14 protein-coding genes are annotated in these 17,284 nt (G+C 64.9%); all 14 read right to left on the reverse strand.

Annotated elements, in window-relative coordinates:
• Positions 1–244: 244 nt before the first annotated feature.
• A complete protein-coding gene (ftsZ, locus tag P9255_RS17025; protein ID WP_309764012.1) occupies positions 245–1,441 on the reverse strand; it encodes a cell division protein FtsZ in 1,197 nt (398 codons plus the stop codon).
• Positions 1,442–1,583: 142 nt separating this feature from the next.
• Complete coding sequence (gene ftsA / locus P9255_RS17030; protein ID WP_035966862.1) at positions 1,584–2,816, reverse strand: cell division protein FtsA; 1,233 nt, start codon at positions 2,814–2,816, stop codon at positions 1,584–1,586.
• Positions 2,817–2,842: 26 nt separating this feature from the next.
• On the reverse strand, positions 2,843–3,595 hold the full coding sequence (locus P9255_RS17035) for a cell division protein FtsQ/DivIB (protein WP_309790152.1): 753 nt from the start codon (positions 3,593–3,595) through the stop codon (positions 2,843–2,845).
• A 33-nt stretch (positions 3,596–3,628) separates the two neighbouring features.
• Positions 3,629–4,570: a D-alanine--D-alanine ligase gene (locus P9255_RS17040; RefSeq protein WP_309790770.1), complete on the reverse strand. Its 942-nt coding sequence runs from the start codon at positions 4,568–4,570 to the stop codon at positions 3,629–3,631.
• Between the two features lie 32 nt (positions 4,571–4,602).
• The gene (gene murC / locus P9255_RS17045; protein WP_309790153.1) at positions 4,603–5,997 is read right to left on the reverse strand and encodes a UDP-N-acetylmuramate--L-alanine ligase; all 1,395 of its coding nucleotides are present in this window, start codon (positions 5,995–5,997) and stop codon (positions 4,603–4,605) included.
• Positions 5,998–6,001: 4 nt separating this feature from the next.
• Positions 6,002–7,120, reverse strand: a complete 1,119-nt coding sequence (murG, locus tag P9255_RS17050) for an undecaprenyldiphospho-muramoylpentapeptide beta-N-acetylglucosaminyltransferase (RefSeq protein ID WP_309790154.1) — start codon at positions 7,118–7,120, stop codon at positions 6,002–6,004.
• Complete coding sequence (gene ftsW, locus P9255_RS17055) at positions 7,117–8,415, reverse strand: putative lipid II flippase FtsW (RefSeq protein WP_309764008.1); 1,299 nt, start codon at positions 8,413–8,415, stop codon at positions 7,117–7,119. Before ftsW ends, murG begins: the two co-directional genes overlap by 4 nt.
• Positions 8,412–9,923, reverse strand: a complete 1,512-nt coding sequence (gene murD, locus P9255_RS17060; protein WP_309764007.1) for a UDP-N-acetylmuramoyl-L-alanine--D-glutamate ligase — start codon at positions 9,921–9,923, stop codon at positions 8,412–8,414. Before murD ends, ftsW begins: the two co-directional genes overlap by 4 nt.
• A gap of 53 nt (positions 9,924–9,976) precedes the next feature.
• On the reverse strand, positions 9,977–11,146 hold the full coding sequence (mraY, locus tag P9255_RS17065; protein WP_309764006.1) for a phospho-N-acetylmuramoyl-pentapeptide-transferase: 1,170 nt from the start codon (positions 11,144–11,146) through the stop codon (positions 9,977–9,979).
• Positions 11,147–11,169: 23 nt separating this feature from the next.
• Positions 11,170–12,600 (reverse strand): UDP-N-acetylmuramoyl-tripeptide--D-alanyl-D-alanine ligase, encoded by a 1,431-nt coding sequence (gene murF / locus P9255_RS17070; RefSeq protein ID WP_309764005.1) that lies wholly within the window; start codon positions 12,598–12,600, stop codon positions 11,170–11,172.
• Positions 12,597–14,135 (reverse strand): UDP-N-acetylmuramoyl-L-alanyl-D-glutamate--2,6-diaminopimelate ligase, encoded by a 1,539-nt coding sequence (locus P9255_RS17075; RefSeq protein ID WP_309790155.1) that lies wholly within the window; start codon positions 14,133–14,135, stop codon positions 12,597–12,599. Before P9255_RS17075 ends, murF begins: the two co-directional genes overlap by 4 nt.
• Positions 14,132–15,985 carry a penicillin-binding protein 2 gene (locus P9255_RS17080; RefSeq protein WP_309764003.1) on the reverse strand — a complete coding sequence of 618 codons (1,854 nt, stop codon included), beginning with the start codon at positions 15,983–15,985 and terminating at the stop codon, positions 14,132–14,134. The genes P9255_RS17075 and P9255_RS17080 overlap by 4 nt, the downstream gene beginning before the upstream one ends.
• Positions 15,982–16,326, reverse strand: coding sequence for a cell division protein FtsL (ftsL, locus tag P9255_RS17085; RefSeq protein WP_309790156.1), 345 nt, complete (start codon positions 16,324–16,326; stop codon positions 15,982–15,984). Before ftsL ends, P9255_RS17080 begins: the two co-directional genes overlap by 4 nt.
• A complete protein-coding gene (gene rsmH / locus P9255_RS17090) occupies positions 16,323–17,276 on the reverse strand; it encodes a 16S rRNA (cytosine(1402)-N(4))-methyltransferase RsmH (RefSeq protein ID WP_309764001.1) in 954 nt (317 codons plus the stop codon). Before rsmH ends, ftsL begins: the two co-directional genes overlap by 4 nt.
• Positions 17,277–17,284: the final 8 nt, after the last annotated feature.

A 17,284-nucleotide genomic window follows, 5' to 3' on the forward strand; every position in this document is an offset into this window, starting at 1 on the left:
CTTCCCTCGTCAGTGCCCGGACATCCTTGGCGCTCATTGTTCCGCAGTGCCGCCGGTGCGTGCTTCGACGGTGCCGGTTTCATTTGCCCTTCGGCAAATTCGCGGGCGGCTGGCCACGGCCTGGCGTCCGAATTCGACGCGGCCTTGGACAGCTGCCCCACGCGAAACCTTCATCGCCGCCTCACGCCAGACGAGCCTGCGGTGGCTGCACTGCTGGCGCCAGCAACCGAAAGGCGTGGGCCTGTCAGTCCGCTTGCTTGCGCAGGAATGCCGGGATGTCGTACGTGTCGACGCCCTTTTCCTGCAATGCCTGCACATGCGATGCCGCAGTTTCACGCGTCGAACGCCACACTGCCGGCGTATCCAGTTGACCGTAATCCGTCGTCTGGCCGTGCTGCGGCGCGTAGTTGCCATGTGCTGCGTGGGCGACCGGCTGATTGTCGGTGCCCGTGCGCAACAGGGTCATCGGTGCTTGCTGCTGCTTCTTCGCTGCGCGGCCGAGGCCCGTCGCAACGACCGTCACGCGCAGGGCGTCGCCCATTGCGTCGTCGTACACGGCGCCGAAGATGACCGTGGCGTCGTCGGCTGCGTACGATTTGATCGTGTTCATCACTTCGCGCGTTTCCGACAGACGCAGCGAACGGCTCGACGTGATGTTCACCAGCACGCCGCGCGCACCCGACAGATCCACGCCTTCGAGCAGCGGGCTCGCCACGGCCTGTTCAGCCGCGAGGCGCGCGCGATCGACGCCGGCGACCGTCGCCGTGCCCATCATCGCCTTGCCCTGCTCGCCCATCACGGTCTTCACGTCTTCGAAGTCGACGTTGACGAGACCATCGACATTGATGATTTCAGCGATGCCCGCGACAGCGTTGTTCAGCACGTCGTCGGCGCACTGGAAGCACTTGTCCATTTCAGCGTCGTCGCCCATCACATCGAAGAGCTTGTCGTTCAGCACGACGATCAGCGAGTCGACGTGATCTTCCAGTTGCTGCGAGCCGGCTTCAGCGACGCGCATGCGGCGGCCGCCTTCGAACTCGAACGGCTTGCTGACGACGCCGACCGTCAGAATGCCCATTTCCTTCGCGATCTGCGCGACGACCGGCGCCGCGCCCGTGCCCGTGCCGCCACCCATGCCCGCGGTGATGAACACCATGTGGGCGCCACGCAGCGCGTCGGCGATGCGCTCGCGTGCATCTTCCGCCGCTTCCTTACCCTTTTCCGGCTTGGCGCCTGCGCCGAGGCCGGTCATGCCCAACTGCAGAACCGCCGGCGCGCGCGAGCGGGCCAGCGCCTGCGCGTCGGTGTTCATCACGATGAAGTCGACGCCCTGCACACCCCGGTTGATCATGTGCTGAACGGCGTTGCCGCCCGCACCGCCAACTCCGACCACCTTGATGATCGTTCCGTTGGTTTCCGTTTCCAGCATTTCGAAATCCATGTTGCCTCCGTCAAGAATGAAGATCGGCGTTATCCGGTGAGAGATCGGGCAATCTCTCCCCGCGCGCTAGCCGCCGGTACCGGCGCGAATTATATTCACTGCTTACATCAATTTGTTCGTACTGCTGTGCTGCGCTGGGGCTTTAGAAGTTCCCCAGAAACCAGTCCTTCATGCGCGTGAGCACTTGTCCCATCGATCCGTTCTGCACCGCGACCTTGCGGCCGCGCATGCGCTGCGAGCGTCCTTCGGCGAGCAGGCCCATCGCGGTCGAATAGCGCGGGTTGCGCACGACATCCGCGAGACCGCCGGCGTATTCCGGCACGCCGATGCGTACCGGCTTCAGGAAGATGTCTTCGCCGAGTTCGACCATGCCGGGCATCATTGCCGCGCCGCCGGTCAGCACGACGCCGCTCGACAGCAGCTCTTCGTAACCGGATTCGCGCACGACCTGCTGCACGAGCGAGAACAGCTCCTCGACGCGCGGCTCCACCACGGCCGCCAGCGCCTGACGCGACAGCGTGCGCGGACCGCGTTCGCCGAGGCCCGGCACTTCGATCATTTCGTCCGGATCGGCGAGCGCCTGCTTCGCGATCCCGTAGCTCACCTTGATGTCTTCCGCGTCGGGCGTCGGCGTGCGAAGCGCCATCGCGACATCGCTCGTGATCTGGTCGCCCGCGATCGGGATCACGGCGGTATGACGGATCGCGCCTTCGCTGAAGATGGCGATGTCGGTCGTGCCGCCGCCGATATCGACGAGCACGACGCCCAGTTCCTTCTCGTCCTCGGTCAGCACCGCGAGCGACGACGCGAGCGGCTGCAGAATGAGGTCGTTCACTTCGAGCCCGCAGCGGCGCACGCACTTGACGATGTTCTGCGCCGCGCTCACCGCGCCCGTCACGATATGCACCTTCACTTCCAGGCGGATGCCGCTCATGCCGATGGGCTCGCGCACGTCCTCCTGCCCGTCGATGATGAATTCCTGCGTCAGGATATGCAGCACCTGCTGATCGGTCGGGATGTTGATGGCCTTGGCCGTCTCGATCACGCGCGCGACGTCGGTCTGCGTGACCTCCTTGTCCTTGATCGCGACCATCCCGCTCGAATTGAAGCTGCGAATGTGGCTGCCCGCGATGCCGGTGAAGACGTTGGTGATCTTGCAATCCGCCATCAGCTCGGCTTCCTCGAGCGCGCGCTGGATGGACTGCACCGTGGCCTCGATATTGACCACGACGCCCTTCTTCAACCCCTTCGAGTCGCTCTGACCGAGTCCGATCACCTCGTAGTGGCCCTCGCCCTTCAATTCGGCGACGATCGCGACCACCTTCGACGTTCCGATGTCGAGGGAAACCAGCAGGTCTTTGTAGTCTTTGCTCATAGCGTGCTCATGCCTGTGATGTCTGCTTACTTCTTGGCCTTATCGGTGTCGTTGATGAAGCGCATGCTGGCGGCGCGTATCGCGAAGCCATTCGGGTAACGCAAATCCGCATATTCGATCTCCTTGCCCCACCGCCCCGTAACGGAGGGCCACGATGCGACGAACCGCTTGCAGCGGTCGAACAGCGTGTCCTGATTGCGCTCGCGCCCAAGCTCGATCTGCGTGCCGTTGGAGAGCTTCACCGTCCACGCGAAGCGCGGCGACAGCGTCACTTCCTCCGGCTGCGCATCGAGCGGCGCGAACCACTTCTGAAAATCGTGATACCGCGCGACGACTTCCTTCGCGGTGCCTTCCGGACCGTCGAATGCGGGCAGGTCGTCGTCGAGCTCGCCCTGATTCGCGGTGAAGAGTTCGCCGTCGATGCTCACCAATTGATCGTTGCCCCACGTGCCGAGCGGCTTGTACTCCTCGAGCGTCACCGCGATGGCGTTCGGCCATACGCGGCGCACGCTCGCATGACGCACCCACGGCATCTGTTCGAAGGCGGTGCGCGCGGTATCGAGATCGACAGTGAAGAAGTTGCCCGTCAAATGTCCGACCACGCTCGCGCGCACCGTCGGCGTATTGATGTGCTGGGTGTCGCCGTCGATCTGAATCTCGCGCAGGCGGAACTCGGGACGCTGGATCGCCCATACGCCCGCCGCGCACAGCAGCATCAGCACGAGCATGGCGTGCAGCGCGCTTGCGGCGAGGTTCATCTGGCGAACGTTGTTCCACATGGCTTGTGCTTCGTCTTGTCCGTTGATCCTTCGTTAGCTCGCGAGCGTGAGCGACAACACCTTCACCACCAGATCCTTGTAGCTGATGCCGACCGCCCGCGCGGCCTTGGGCGGCAGCGAGTGATCCGTCATGCCGGGCGCGGTGTTCACTTCGAGGAAGTACGGGTTGCCGTCCGCGTCCAGCATGAAATCGGCGCGGCCCCAGTCGGTGCAGCCGAGCATGTCGAACGCGCGCTGCGTCAACTGCTTCATGCGCGTTTCTTCCGCGTCCGTCAGGCCACAGGGAATCAGGTATTGCGTGTCGTCGGCGACATACTTGGCGTGGTAGTCGTAGAACTCGCCCGCCGGAATGATGCGGATGACCGGCAGGTCGAGATCGCCCGCGATGCAGCACGTGTACTCGCCGCCGCCCTCGATGCTCTTCTCGACGATCACGATCTTGTCGAACTGCGCGGCCTGCTCCAGCGCCGGCACGAGCGATTCCGCGTTCTTCACCTTGATGACCGCGACGCTCGACCCTTCGCTCGCCGGCTTCACGAAGAGCGGCAGGCCGAGCTTCGCGACGATGTCCTGCGCGCGCGAGGCATAGTCGTCGCCGCGCACGACGGTCTCGAACGGCGGCGTCGGGATGCCGGTCTGCTGCCACACGAGCTTCGTGCGCAGCTTGTCCATGCCGAGCGCGGAACCGAGCACGCCGCTGCCGGTGTACCGGATGCCGTAGAAGTCGAGCGCGCCCTGCAACTGGCCGTTCTCGCCATAGCCGCCGTGCAGCGCGATGAACGCGCGCTCGAAACCATCCGCCTTGAGATCCGAAAGCGGACGCTCGGCGGGATCGAACGGATGCGCGTCCACGCCGGCCTCGCGCAGCCCTTCGAGCACGAGCCGGCCGGAATTGAGCGAGACCTCGCGCTCAGCGGAATTGCCGCCGAGAAGCACGGCCACTTTGCCGAAGACTTTCGGATCGATGTTGTTCACTGTGTTGCTCATTGCGTTGCTCATTGCTGTCATCACTGCGGCTGGCTCTGCGCGAGCCGTCCGCATACGCCGCCGATGGAACCCGCGCCCATCGTGATCACTACGTCGCCGTTGCGCGCGATCGTCGTCAGCGCGTCGGGCACTTCATCCACCGTTTCGACGAACACCGGCTCGACCTTCCCGGCGACGCGAATCGCACGCGCGAGCGCGCGGCCGTCGGCGGCCACGATCGGCGCTTCGCCGGCCGCGTAGACATCGGTGAGCACGAGGGCGTCGACCGTCGAGAGCACCTTCACGAAGTCCTCGAAGCAGTCGCGCGTACGGGTATAGCGGTGCGGCTGGAATGCGAGCACGAGACGCCGCTCGGGAAACGCGCCGCGCGCCGCCGCGATCGTCGCGGCCATTTCGACCGGGTGATGACCGTAATCGTCGATCAGCGTGTACGCGCCTTCGCTGTCGGCGGCCTTCACTTCGCCGTATCGCTGGAAGCGCCGGCCGACACCGTTGAAATCGGCGAGCGCCCTCTGGATATCGGCATCCGCGACTTCGAGTTCAGTCGCAATGGCAATGGCCGCGAGCGCGTTCTGCACGTTATGCAGACCCGGCAGATTCAGCACGATATCGAGCGGCGGCGCATCTTCGCGCATCGTCGTGAAATGCATGCAGCCGCCGCGCGCCTCGACGTTCACCGCGCGCACTTGCGCCTCGGCGCCGATGCCATAGCGGATGATCGGCTTCGACACGAACGGCAGGATTTCGCGCACGTTCGGGTCGTCGACGCACAGCACCGCAATGCCATAGAACGGCAGGCGATGCGTGAACTCGATGAACGCCTGCTTGAGCCGCGCGAAGTCGTGGCCGTAGGTGTCCATGTGATCGGCGTCGATGTTCGTGATGACTTCGATCACCGGAAAGAGGTTCAGGAACGACGCATCGGACTCGTCCGCTTCCGCGACGATGAAGTCGCCCGTGCCGAGCCGCGCGTTCGCGCCCGCGCTGATGAGACGCCCGCCGATCACGAAGGTCGGATCGAGCCCGCCCGCGGCGAGCACGCTCGCGACGAGCGACGTGGTCGTGGTCTTGCCGTGCGTGCCGGCAATGGCGATGCCCTGTTTCAGGCGCATGAGTTCGGCGAGCATCACGGCGCGCGGCACGATCGGCACACGGCGATGGCGCGCGGCGAGCACTTCCGGATTGTCGGGGCGGACAGCCGTTGACACGACGACCGCGTTCGCGCCTTCGATGTTCTCTTCGCGATGCCCGATCTCGACGCGCGCGCCGAGCGCACGCAGCCGCTCAGTGACCGCGTTCTGCGAGAGGTCCGAACCGCTGACCTGATATCCGAGGTTGAGCAGCACTTCTGCGATGCCGCTCATCCCCGCTCCGCCGATACCGACGAAGTGAATGTGCTTGACGATGTGTTTCATGGTCCTAATGTGCCTCCCGAGCTTGCGCGCTCAAACGCGCGCCGGCGACGTCGGCGCAAATGCTTGCGACCCGTTCGGTCGCGTCCGGCTTCGCCAGCGCGCGCGAGCGCACGGCCATTTCGGCGAGCGTCTCCCGCGACTGCGCGCGCAACCAGCCGGCGAGTCTTTCCGCCGACAAATCGCGTTGTTGTATCAATTCCGCGGCGCCGTTCTTCGCAAGGAAGGCGCCGTTGGTCGTCTGGTGATCGTCGACGGCGAACGGGAACGGCACGAAGAGCGCCGCCACGCCGACCGCCGCGATTTCCGATACCGTCATCGCGCCCGAGCGGCAGATCACGAGATCGGCGGATGCGTAGGCGCTCGCCATGTCCTCGATGAAGGGCACGAGCTGCAAGTCTTCGCCGCGCTGCAGACCCGCTGCCGCATAGTTCGCTTCCAATGCTTCGATATGCTTCGCACCTGCCTGATGCACGATGCGCGGACGAACATCGGCCGCAAGCAACGCAAGCGCTTTCGGCACCGTTTCGTTGAGCGCGGCAGCGCCCAGGCTTCCGCCGACCACGAGCACATTCAGCTTGCCCGAGCGCGCGGCGTAGCGTTCTTTGGGCGGCAATGTCTGGTTAAGTTCCGCACGAATCGGATTGCCGGTCCATTCGGCATTGGGCAGCGCATTCGGGAACGCGACGAGCACGCGCTTCGCGAGATGCGCGAGCACCTTGTTCGCGAGACCGGCGATGGAGTTCTGTTCGTGCAGCACGAGCGGACAACCTGCGAGCCGGGTCATCACGCCCGCCGGAAATGTGATGTAACCGCCCATGCCGAGCACGACATCGGGCTTCACTTCGCGCAGCACGCGCAGACTCTGCGAACACGCGCGCAGCAGGTTGACGGGCAGCATCAGCTTGGTCTTGATGCCCTTGCCGCGCACACCGCCGAAACGCACGGATTCCATCGGAATGCCGTGCTTCGGGACGAGCGTCGCTTCCATGCCGTTCGCGTTGCCGAGCCACACGACGCGCCATCCGCGCGCCTGCATCCAGTGCGCGACGGCCAGCCCCGGAAACACGTGGCCGCCGGTGCCGCCGGCCATGACCATCAGCGTGCGGGTGTTCTGCGCGGTCATACCTTTCCTCCGCGCATCAAGACCCGGTTCTCGTAATCCACTCGCAGCAACACCGCCAGCGCGACGCAGTTCAGCAAAATGCCCGAGCCGCCGTAGGACACGAGCGGCAGCGTGAGACCTTTGGTCGGCAAGAGGCCGAGGTTCACGCCCATGTTGATGAAGGTCTGCGCGCCGAACCAGATGCCCACGCCCTTCGCCATCAGGCCCGCGAACGTGCGATCGAGGGCGAGCGCCTGACGGCCAATTTCGAACGCGCGGCGCACGATCCAGTAGAACAGCAGAATCACGCAGATGACGCCGACGAAACCCAGTTCTTCGCCGATCACCGCAAGGATGAAGTCGGTATGCGCTTCCGGCAGATAGTTGAGCTTTTCGACGCTGCCGCCCAGGCCGACGCCGAACCATTCGCCGCGCCCGAACGCGATGAGCGAGTGCGTCAGTTGATACGCCTTGCCTTGCGCGTAGCGGTCGTCCCACGGATCGAGATAAGCAAAGATGCGCTCGCGACGCCACGGCGACAGCCACACGAGCATGGCGAACGTGCCTACCGCCGTCAGAACGAGACCGCCGAACAGCTTGCCGTTCACGCCGCCGAGAAACAGCACGCCCATTGCGATCGCGGCGATCACCATGAACGCGCCCATGTCCGGTTCGAGCAGCAGCAGCGCGCCGACGGCGCCGACGGCGACGGCCATCGGCAGGAAGCCCTTGCCGAAGCTGTGCATGAACTCCTGCTTGCGGACCGTGTAGTTCGCGGCGTAGATCGTGACCGCGAGCTTCATGATTTCCGACGGCTGCATGTTCGTGATGCCGAGCGGAATCCAGCGGCGCGCGCCGTTCACGCCCTTGCCAACGTGCGGAATCAATACGATGACCAGCAGCACGAGCGCGAGCAGGAACAGCTTCGGCGCGTACTTCTCCCACGTCTTCACCGGAATCTTGAATGCGATGACCGCGCCGACGAGCGCCGTCGTGATCGAGATGAGGTGACGCACGAGAAAGTGGTAATCGCGATACTGCGCGTACTTCGGCGAATCGGGCATGGCGATCGATGCCGAATACACCATCACGATGCCGAGGCCGAGCAGCGCGATCGTCACCCAGAGCAGCGAATGATCGTAGTCGAGCATGCGGGAGCGAGCGGGACGCACACCGTTGACCGCGCTCGAAATGCCGCCCGCGCTCTCCGTGCGCCCGACGCGCGCGCTCGCGCCCGCGCGTCCGGCGAGCGAGTCGTTCGCGACCGCGTTGCGCTGGCCGGTCAGTTTCGATCCGAAGCGTTCCGACCAGCTCATAGCATCACTCCCCGCGCTGCGGCGATATCTTCGACCGCGCTGCGAAACACGTCCGCGCGGTGTGCATAGTTCTTGAACATGTCGAGGCTCGCGCACGCGGGCGACAGCAACACGGCGTCGCCAGGTTCAGCGATGCGCGCGGCGGCCTGCGTCGCGGCTTCGAGCGTCGCATGATCTTCGAGCGCGACGCCCGTCGATGCGAGCGTCTCGCGGATGCGCGGCGCGTCACGGCCGATCAGCATCACCGCGCGAGCCCAGCGCGCGACCGGCGCTTCGAGCGGCGAGAAGTCCTGCCCCTTGCCGTCGCCGCCGGCGATCAGCACGACGCGCTGGGCGAGGCCATCGAGCGCGGCGACGGTTGCGCCGACGTTGGTGCCCTTGCTGTCGTCGACATAATCCACGCCGTCGATCTGAGCGATCACTTCCACGCGATGCGGCTCGCCCCGGTACTCGCGCAAGCCGTGCAGCAGCGCGGCGAGCGGAAGGCCGATGGCACGCGCGAGCGCCAGGGCGGCGAGCGCGTTGGCTGCGTTGTGCAAGCCGCGAATGCGCAGCGCGTCGGACGGCATCAGGCGCTTGGCGACGACGTTCGGCGCGGCTGTTTCCTGCCTGCGACGGCGCGACGGCGCGGGTTCGCTGGCCGCGTCGCGATCGATGGCTTCCGCAAGCCACGCGATGCCGTTGTCGCGCAGCAAGCCGTAGTCGCCGAGCTTCGACGGCTCATCGAGGCCGAAAGTCACGACGCGGTCCTGCGCAACATTGACGGCGAGCGCCATCGTGCGGGCGTCGTCGCGATTCAGCACGCGTGTGGTGCGCGGGCCGAAGATGCGGCCTTTCGCGGCGGCGTAGGCATCGAGGCCGCCGTGCCAGTCGAGATGATCTTGTGTGATGTTGAGCACCGCGGCGGCGTCCGGCTCGAAGGTGTGCGCGGTCTCCAGCTGGAAGCTCGACAACTCGAGCACCCATACGTCGGGCAACGCAGTTTGATCGATGGCTTCGGCGAGCTTGTCGAGCATCGCCGGGCTGATGTTGCCCGCCACCGCCACGCGCTTGCCCGCACGCTCGCACAACAGGCCGGTCAGCGCGGTCGTCGTGGTCTTGCCGTTGGTGCCGGTGATCGCGAGCACCTTCGGTTGATAGCCGTTCACGGCGAGTCCCGCGAGCGCCTGCGCGAAGAGTTCGAGTTCGCCCCACACGGCGATGCCGCGTTCCTTCGCGGCGGCGACGAGCGGCGCGAGATCCGGCGCGAGCGGCGACAGGCCCGGACTTACCGCGACGAGTTCGATGCCGCCGTCGAGCAGTTCCGTCGTGAACGTGCCACCGACGAAGTCCGCATCGATGTTATGGATGACCAATTCGGACAGGTTCGGCGGATTCTCGCGCGTATCGGCGATCCGCAGCCGGCAGCCGTGCCTGGCGCACCAGCGCGCCATCGCGAGGCCGGATTCACCGAGCCCCAGCACGAGCACCATCGGACCTTGCCGACCGGAAAACTTCTCGCCAAACATCGCTTTACCTTTGAACTAGACCAGAAACAGACGAACTTTCGGATGCCCGGAAATCAACGCAATTTCAGCGTCGACAAGCCAAACAGACACAGCATCAACGTGATGATCCAGAAGCGCACCACCACTTGCGTTTCCGTCCAGCCGGACAGTTCGTAGTGGTGATGCAGCGGCGCCATCTTGAAGAAACGGCGGCCCTCGCCATACCGGCGCTTCGTGAACTTGAACCAGAAAACCTGCAGCATCACCGAGAGCGTCTCCGCGACGAAGATGCCGCCCATGATGAACAGCACGATTTCCTGACGCACGATGACCGCGATCGTGCCGAGCGCGCCGCCGAGCGCAAGCGCGCCGACATCGCCCATGAAGACCTGCGCGGGGTGCGTGTTGTACCAGAGGAAGGCGAGGCCCGCGCCGCCCATCGCCGAGCAGAAGATCAGCAGTTCGCCCGCGCCGGGAATGTGCGGGAACAGCAGATACTTCGAGTAGACCGAGCTGCCCATCACGTAGGCGAACGCGCCGAGCGACGCGCCCACGAGCACGACCGGCATGATGACGAGACCGTCGAGGCCATCGGTGAGGTTGACCGCATTGCTCGACCCGACGATCACGAAGTACGTCATCGCGATGAAGCCCCACACGCCGAGCGGATACGTGATCGACTTGAGGAAGGGCAGCATGAGGTCGGCACGTGCGGGCAGGCCCATCGAGAGGCCGCTGCGCACCCACGCCATGAAGAGATCGAACACGCGCGCGTTGTTCGCTTCCGATACGCTGAACGCGAGATAAACCGCCGCGAAAATGCCGATCACCGATTGCCAGAAATACTTCTCGCGCGACGACATGCCGCGCGGGTCCTTGTGCACGACCTTGCGATAGTCGTCCACCCAGCCGATCACGCCGTAGCCGAACGTGACGAGCATGACGATCCACACGAAGCGATTCGTGAGGTCGGCCCAAAGCAGCGTCGATACCGCGATGCCGATGAGAATGAGCACGCCGCCCATGGTCGGCGTGCCCGACTTGACGAGGTGCGTCTGCGGACCGTCCTTGCGAACGGCCTGGCCGACTTTCATCGCGGTCAGTTTGCGGATCACCCACGGGCCGCAGACCAGACCGATCAACAACGCCGTCGCCGTGGCTCCCACGGCGCGGAAAGTAATGTAGGTGAACACGCGCATGAAGCTGGCGTCATTCTGAAGCCATTGCGCGAGTGCGAGTAGCATGCTGGGCCTTCTCTTTCAGTGAGTCAGTGTGCAGCGGGCGCAGCGCCCGCGGCGGGTTGGTGTGGGCTCGTCAGGGCGTCAACCACGCGTTCCATCTTCATGAAGCGCGAGCCTTTGGCGAGATACGTTGCGCCGGGTCCGAACCCGGCCTGTTCGAGTGCTTCGACAAGCGCGGCGACATCGTCGAAATGCGCGCCGGTCTGCTTCGATGCCGTTGCGTTGAATGCGTTCACCGAATCGCGGCTGGCGTCGCCGAGGGCGAAGAGCGCATCGATGCCGCGTTGCGCCGCATAAGCGCCGACCTCGCGATGAAACGCCGGCCCTTCTTCGCCGACTTCGCCCATGTCGCCCATCACGAGCACGCGCGGCGAGGCTTGCGCCGCGAGGACGTCGATGGCCGCGCGCATGGAGTCGGGATTGGAGTTGTACGTATCGTCGATGACGGTCGCGCCGGCCAGTGCGCCGATCACCGCGCGCTTGACCTGCAGGCGGCCCTTCACCGGCTGGAATGCTTCGAGGCCGCGCCTGATTGCGTCGAGCGAAACGCCGGCAGCAAGCGCCGCAGCCGTTGCCGCCAGCGCATTGCGCGCGTTGTGTTCGCCGAGCACGGCCAGCGTCACGTCGATCACGCCTTGCGGCGAGCGCACATGCACCGTCGTGCCGCTGACCGTGCCGGTGACGGCGGCTTTCGATTCGTCGCTCGTGAGCGCGAAGTCCATGATCGGATTGCCGGTCGCGGCGACGCGCCAGATGCTCGCGTAATGGTCGTCGGCGGGAAAGACGGCGGTGCCGGTTTCGCCGAGCGCATGGATGACCGAAGCGTGTTCGAGCGCGACGGCTTCGACCGTCGCCATGAATTCCTGATGCTCGCGCTGCGCGTTGTTGACGACCGCGACGGTCGGCGCCGCGATCTTGCCGAGTTCAGCCGTTTCGCCCGGATGATTCATGCCGAGTTCGACCACGGCCAGTTCGTGCGCCGCGCTCAGGCGAAACAGCGTGAGCGGCAAGCCGATGTCGTTATTGAAGTTGCCCGCCGTCGCGAGGCGCGCTTCTTCGCCGACAGCCGCCGCGAAGATCGACGCGATCATTTCCTTCACCGTCGTCTTGCCGTTGCTGCCCGTGACGGCGACGAGCGGCATCATGTAGCGCTTGCGCCAGCCGTGCGCCAGCGCACCGAGCGCCGCGCGCGTGTCCTTTACCTTGATGACAGGAAGCGGCCAGGCATCCGAATTGCGCAGCTCACGCGACACGAGCGCCGCAGCCGCGCCGCTCTTCGCAACCTGATCCAGAAAATCATGCGCATCGAAGCGATCGCCCTTCACCGCGACGAAAAGATCGCCCGCCTGAATGGCGCGGCTATCCGTCACGACGCGTTCGATCGCAATGCTCTCATCGCCGATGAACGTCGCGCCGGGAATCAGCGCGGCCGCTTCGCGCAAGCTGAACATGGTCATTCCGTGCCTCCGCGCTGCGTCGCGCGTGCTGCGAGCGCGAGGCGCGCGTGGTCCTGATCGGAGAACGCGCGCTTCTTGCCCATGATTTCCTGTGTGGCTTCGTGCCCCTTACCGGCCAGCACGACGACATCCTCGCGCGCCGCCGATCGCACGGCCTGCAGGATCGCGCTCGCACGGTCTTCGATGCGCCGCGCCTTCGCTGCGTCCTTCATGCCGGCGGCGATTTGATCGATGATGCCGAGCGGATCTTCGCTGCGCGGGTTGTCGCTCGTGATGACGACCTGATCGGCGAGACGTTCCGCGATCTCGCCCATCAGCGGACGCTTCGTCGCGTCGCGGTCGCCGCCGCATCCGAACATGCAGACGAGCTCGCCGCCCCGCGCATCCGCGATCGGGAGAAGCGCAGCGAGCGTCTTGTCGAGCGCGTCGGGCGTGTGCGCGTAGTCGATCACGACGAGCGGCTCGTCGTTTTGCAGGCGGCCGCCGAGACGCTCCATGCGCCCGTTGACCGACTCGAGCTTCGCAATGCGCGCGATGGCGGCATCGAACGGAACCCCTACTTCGAGCAGCACGCCGAGCACCGCGAGCAGGTTGCTGACGTTGAATGTGCCGAGCGTGCCGACCTCGACTTCTGCTTCGCCCCAGTCGGACGAGAGATGAAACGCGGTGCCGGTGACCGTCGCACGGACCTGGGTAGCGAGCAGCATCGCGTCGGCGCTCGGCGCGGCATCGGCCAGCATTTCGACGCCGTATGCAATCGTGCGGACCTTGCCGCGCAACGATGCGATCAGGCGCTGACCGGCGGCATCGTCGCGATTGACGATCGCCGTCTTCAGCGACGGCCATGCAAAGAGGCGCGCCTTGGCCGCTTCATAGGCTTCGAACGTGCCGTGGTAGTCGAGATGGTCCTGCGTCAGGTTCGTGAAGATGGCGATGTCGAAATCCGTGCCGTTCACGCGCCCCTGATGCAGCGCATGCGACGACACTTCCATCGCGACGGCTTCCGCGCCCTGGCTCTTCAACTGCGCGAGACTGCGCTGGAGTTGCGGCGCGTCCGGTGTCGTGAAGCCGGTATGCACGAGCTTGCCCGGCATGCCGATGCCGAGCGTCCCGACAATCGCGCATGGGCGGCCGAGCGCGGTCAGCGCAGTGGCGATCCACTGGCTGCACGATGTCTTGCCGTTGGTGCCCGTCACGCCGACGGTCAGCATGGACGCGGTCGGCTCGCCATACCACGCGGACGCGATCGGACCGGCGAGTTCGTTCAGCGCGGCGACGGCGAGCGTCTTCGATGCGTCCGGCTTTCCCGCGAAGTTCTCCGGCTGATACAGCGCGGCCGCCGCGCCCGCGCTCAACGCGGCGTCGATATACGCGCGGTTGTCCGCGCCATCGACCGCATAGGCGAAAAACACGTCGCCGCTTTTCAGCGAGCGCGTGTCGGCATGTAACTGGGCCTCCGGCCGCGCATGCGCGCGCAGCCAATCAACGGCGTTCGAAACGTCCTTCTGCATCTTGCTTTGTCGGGCCGCGCTCATCGCACGACTCCCGGATGAGTCTTCGTGTTGCTCGACACGGCGACCTTCTTCGCCGTGTTCGCATTGTTGGTGTTCGCCGGCTGCGCCCCGGATTGCGGCGCGGAGCCGGATTCGTCCGTCACCACCATCTGCTTGACCGGCATGTCGGGCGGCACATTCAGCGCGCGCAAGGTATCGCCGACGATGCCGGAGAACACCGGCCCCGACACCTGTCCGCCGAAGTGGCTGCCGGCCGTCGGCTCGTCGACCGATACGGCCACGACGATGCGCGGATTCGGCATCGGCGCCATGCCGACGAACGACGCGCGGTACTTCGACTTGTCATAGCCCCGGCCCGCGTGCTTGTACGCCGTACCCGACTTGCCGCCGACGCGATAGCCCGGCACCGCCGCATCCGGCGACGTCCCGTTCTTCGACACGACGGTTTCGAGCATTGCGCGCACTTCACGTGCGGTGGTCGGCGAAAAGACCTGCTGACCGACCGGCGGCTGGTCGCCCTCCGTGCGGAAGATGGACACCGGCAGAACCGAGCCGTCATGCGCGATCGCCGTGTAAGCGCGAGCGAGCTGGAATAGCGACGCGGACAGGCCGTAACCGTAGGACATCGTTGCCTGCTCGATACGCCGCCAGCTCTTCCACGGCCGCAAACGCCCGGTCACCGCGCCCGGAAAACCGACTTTCGGCGCCTGACCGAGCCCGATGCTCGTGTACATGTTCCACATTTCTTCGGGCCGCAATTGCATCGCAATTTTGGTCGCGCCGATATTGCTCGACTTCTGAATCACGCCGCCGACCGTCAGGGTGCCGAAGCCGGCGTCGTCCGTGATGCGCGCGCCGTCGAGCACGAACACGCCGCCGCCTGTTTCGACCAGCGTGTTCGGCGACACGCGATGCAGGTCGAGCGCGAGCGAAACGGTGAACGGCTTCATGATCGAGCCCGGCTCGAAAGTGTCCGTGAGAATGCGATTGCGCAACTGCTCGCCCGTCATGCGCGAGCGGTCATTCGGGTTGTAGGTGGGATAGTTGACGAGCGCGAGCACTTCGCCCGTCTTCGTATCGATGACGATGGCCGCGCCCGCCTTCGCTTTCGACTTCTCGACGGCGGCTTTCAGGTTCGTGTACGCGATGTACTGAATCTTGCTGTCGATCGAGAGTTCGACGTCCTTGCCGTTATGCGGCACCACTTGTTCGTCGACGTCCTCGACGATATGGCCCATGCGATCCTTGATCACGCGGCGCATGCCCGGCGTGCCGGCGAGGACGCTCTGATCGCCGAGTTCGACGCCTTCCTGACCCTTGTCTTCAATATTAGTAAAGCCGATCAGGTGCGCGGTGATTTCACCTTCCGGATAGAAGCGCTTGTATTCCCCGCGCGAATAAATGCCGGGGATGTCGAGCGCCGCTACCTTCTGCGCGACTTCGAGCGGCACCTGACGCTTGACGTAGACGAAGGTCTTGTCCATCGACAGCTTTGCGCGCAGGTCTTTCTGCGACATGTCGAGCAGTTTCGCCAGTTCGGCCAGCTTGTCCGCGCCGAGGTCGTCCGGCACCGTTTCGGGAATGGCCCAGATGGCCTTCACGGGCAGACTCGTGGCCAGCACGAGGCCGTTGCGATCGGTAATCTGGCCGCGCGTGGCGGGCAATTCGAGCGTGCGCTGATAGCGGTTTTCGCCCTGCTTCTTGAAGAACGCGTTGCCGGGGCCCTGGATCCAGAATGCGCGCGCAGCCAGTGCGACGAACGCCATGAACAGCAGGAACACGACGAACTTCGAGCGCCACATCGGCAGGCGCACGGCGAGGATCGGGTTCGGCGTGTAGGCGACGTCCTTTTGTTTCGCGGATTTCTTCATCGTTTCGCTCCGCGAGCGGACGGCGCCGAGGCGGGCAGCGGCGGCGGCATGGGCGCATCGGCGGCCTTGGCGGTCGCCGGATCGTAAGTGAGATATTGCGTGCGGCCGGTCGTCACGGGCTGCATCTTCAGTGAGTTAGTGGCCAACTGCTCGATGCGCGAAGTCTTCGACAACGCGCTCTGCTGATACTGAAACTGGGCGAAATCCTGTTGAAGCTGGCGTTCCTGCGATTGCGCCCGCTGCAGTTCGATGAACACCTGCCGCTGCTTGTTGGTGGCGCTGACGACCGACAGCGCGCACCCGAGCACGATCATCAACAGGAAGATGTTGAGGCGGTTCATGGCGCGATGCGCTCCGCGATGCGCATGACCGCGGACCGTGCGCGCGGGTTGTCGGCGACTTCGGTGTCACTCGGAAACACGCGGCCGACGATCCGCAAAGGCGGACTCGGCAGATCGACCGCGCGGATCGGCAAGCGACGGTCCACCGCCGGCGCGCTCGATTGCGCCTGCATGAACCGTTTGACGATCCGGTCTTCGAGCGAATGAAAGCTGATCACGACCAGCCGCCCCCCTTGCTCCAACATCGAAAGTGCCGACTCGAGGACTACCTGCAGCTCCGCAAGCTCTTGATTGATGTGAATCCGTATAGCCTGAAAGGTGCGGGTTGCCGGGTCCTTGCCCTTTTCACGGGTCTTGACGACGTGACCCACGATTTCGGCAAGCTCGCGCGTGCTGACGAGAGGCCCAAGACGGTCGGACTCTGCCCGGCGAGCAACAAGCGCCTTTGCAATCTGAAAAGCAAACCGTTCTTCCCCATAATCTCTGATCACCTCTGTCAATTCCTGCACCGTGGCCCGCGCGAGCCACTCGGCCGCCGACTCGCCGCGAGTCGGGTCCATTCTCATGTCGAGCGGGCCTTCCGCCCGGAAGCTGAAGCCGCGCTCGGGATCGTCCACCTGGGGCGACGACACACCGAGGTCCAGCAGCACGCCAGACACCTTCTGCACTCCGCGTTCGCTCGCCGCATCGCGCATCGACGCAAAGCTGTCGTGCACGATCGAAAAACGCGAATCGTGAATCTGTTGCGCCGTGGCGATTGCGAGCGGGTCTTTATCGAAAGCGATGAGCCGCCCCGATTCCCCCAGACGCTGCAAGATTGCCCGGCTATGACCGCCGCGCCCGAAGGTGCCATCCATATAGATGCCGTCCGCGCGCGTGATCAGTCCGTCTACCGCTTCGTTGAGCAGCACCGTGCGATGCTGCAGTTCATTTCCCATCGCAGGTGCCATGTTGTTGA

Source organism: Caballeronia sp. LZ019, from assembly GCF_031450825.1.
In the GTDB taxonomy this organism is placed as follows: domain Bacteria; phylum Pseudomonadota; class Gammaproteobacteria; order Burkholderiales; family Burkholderiaceae; genus Caballeronia.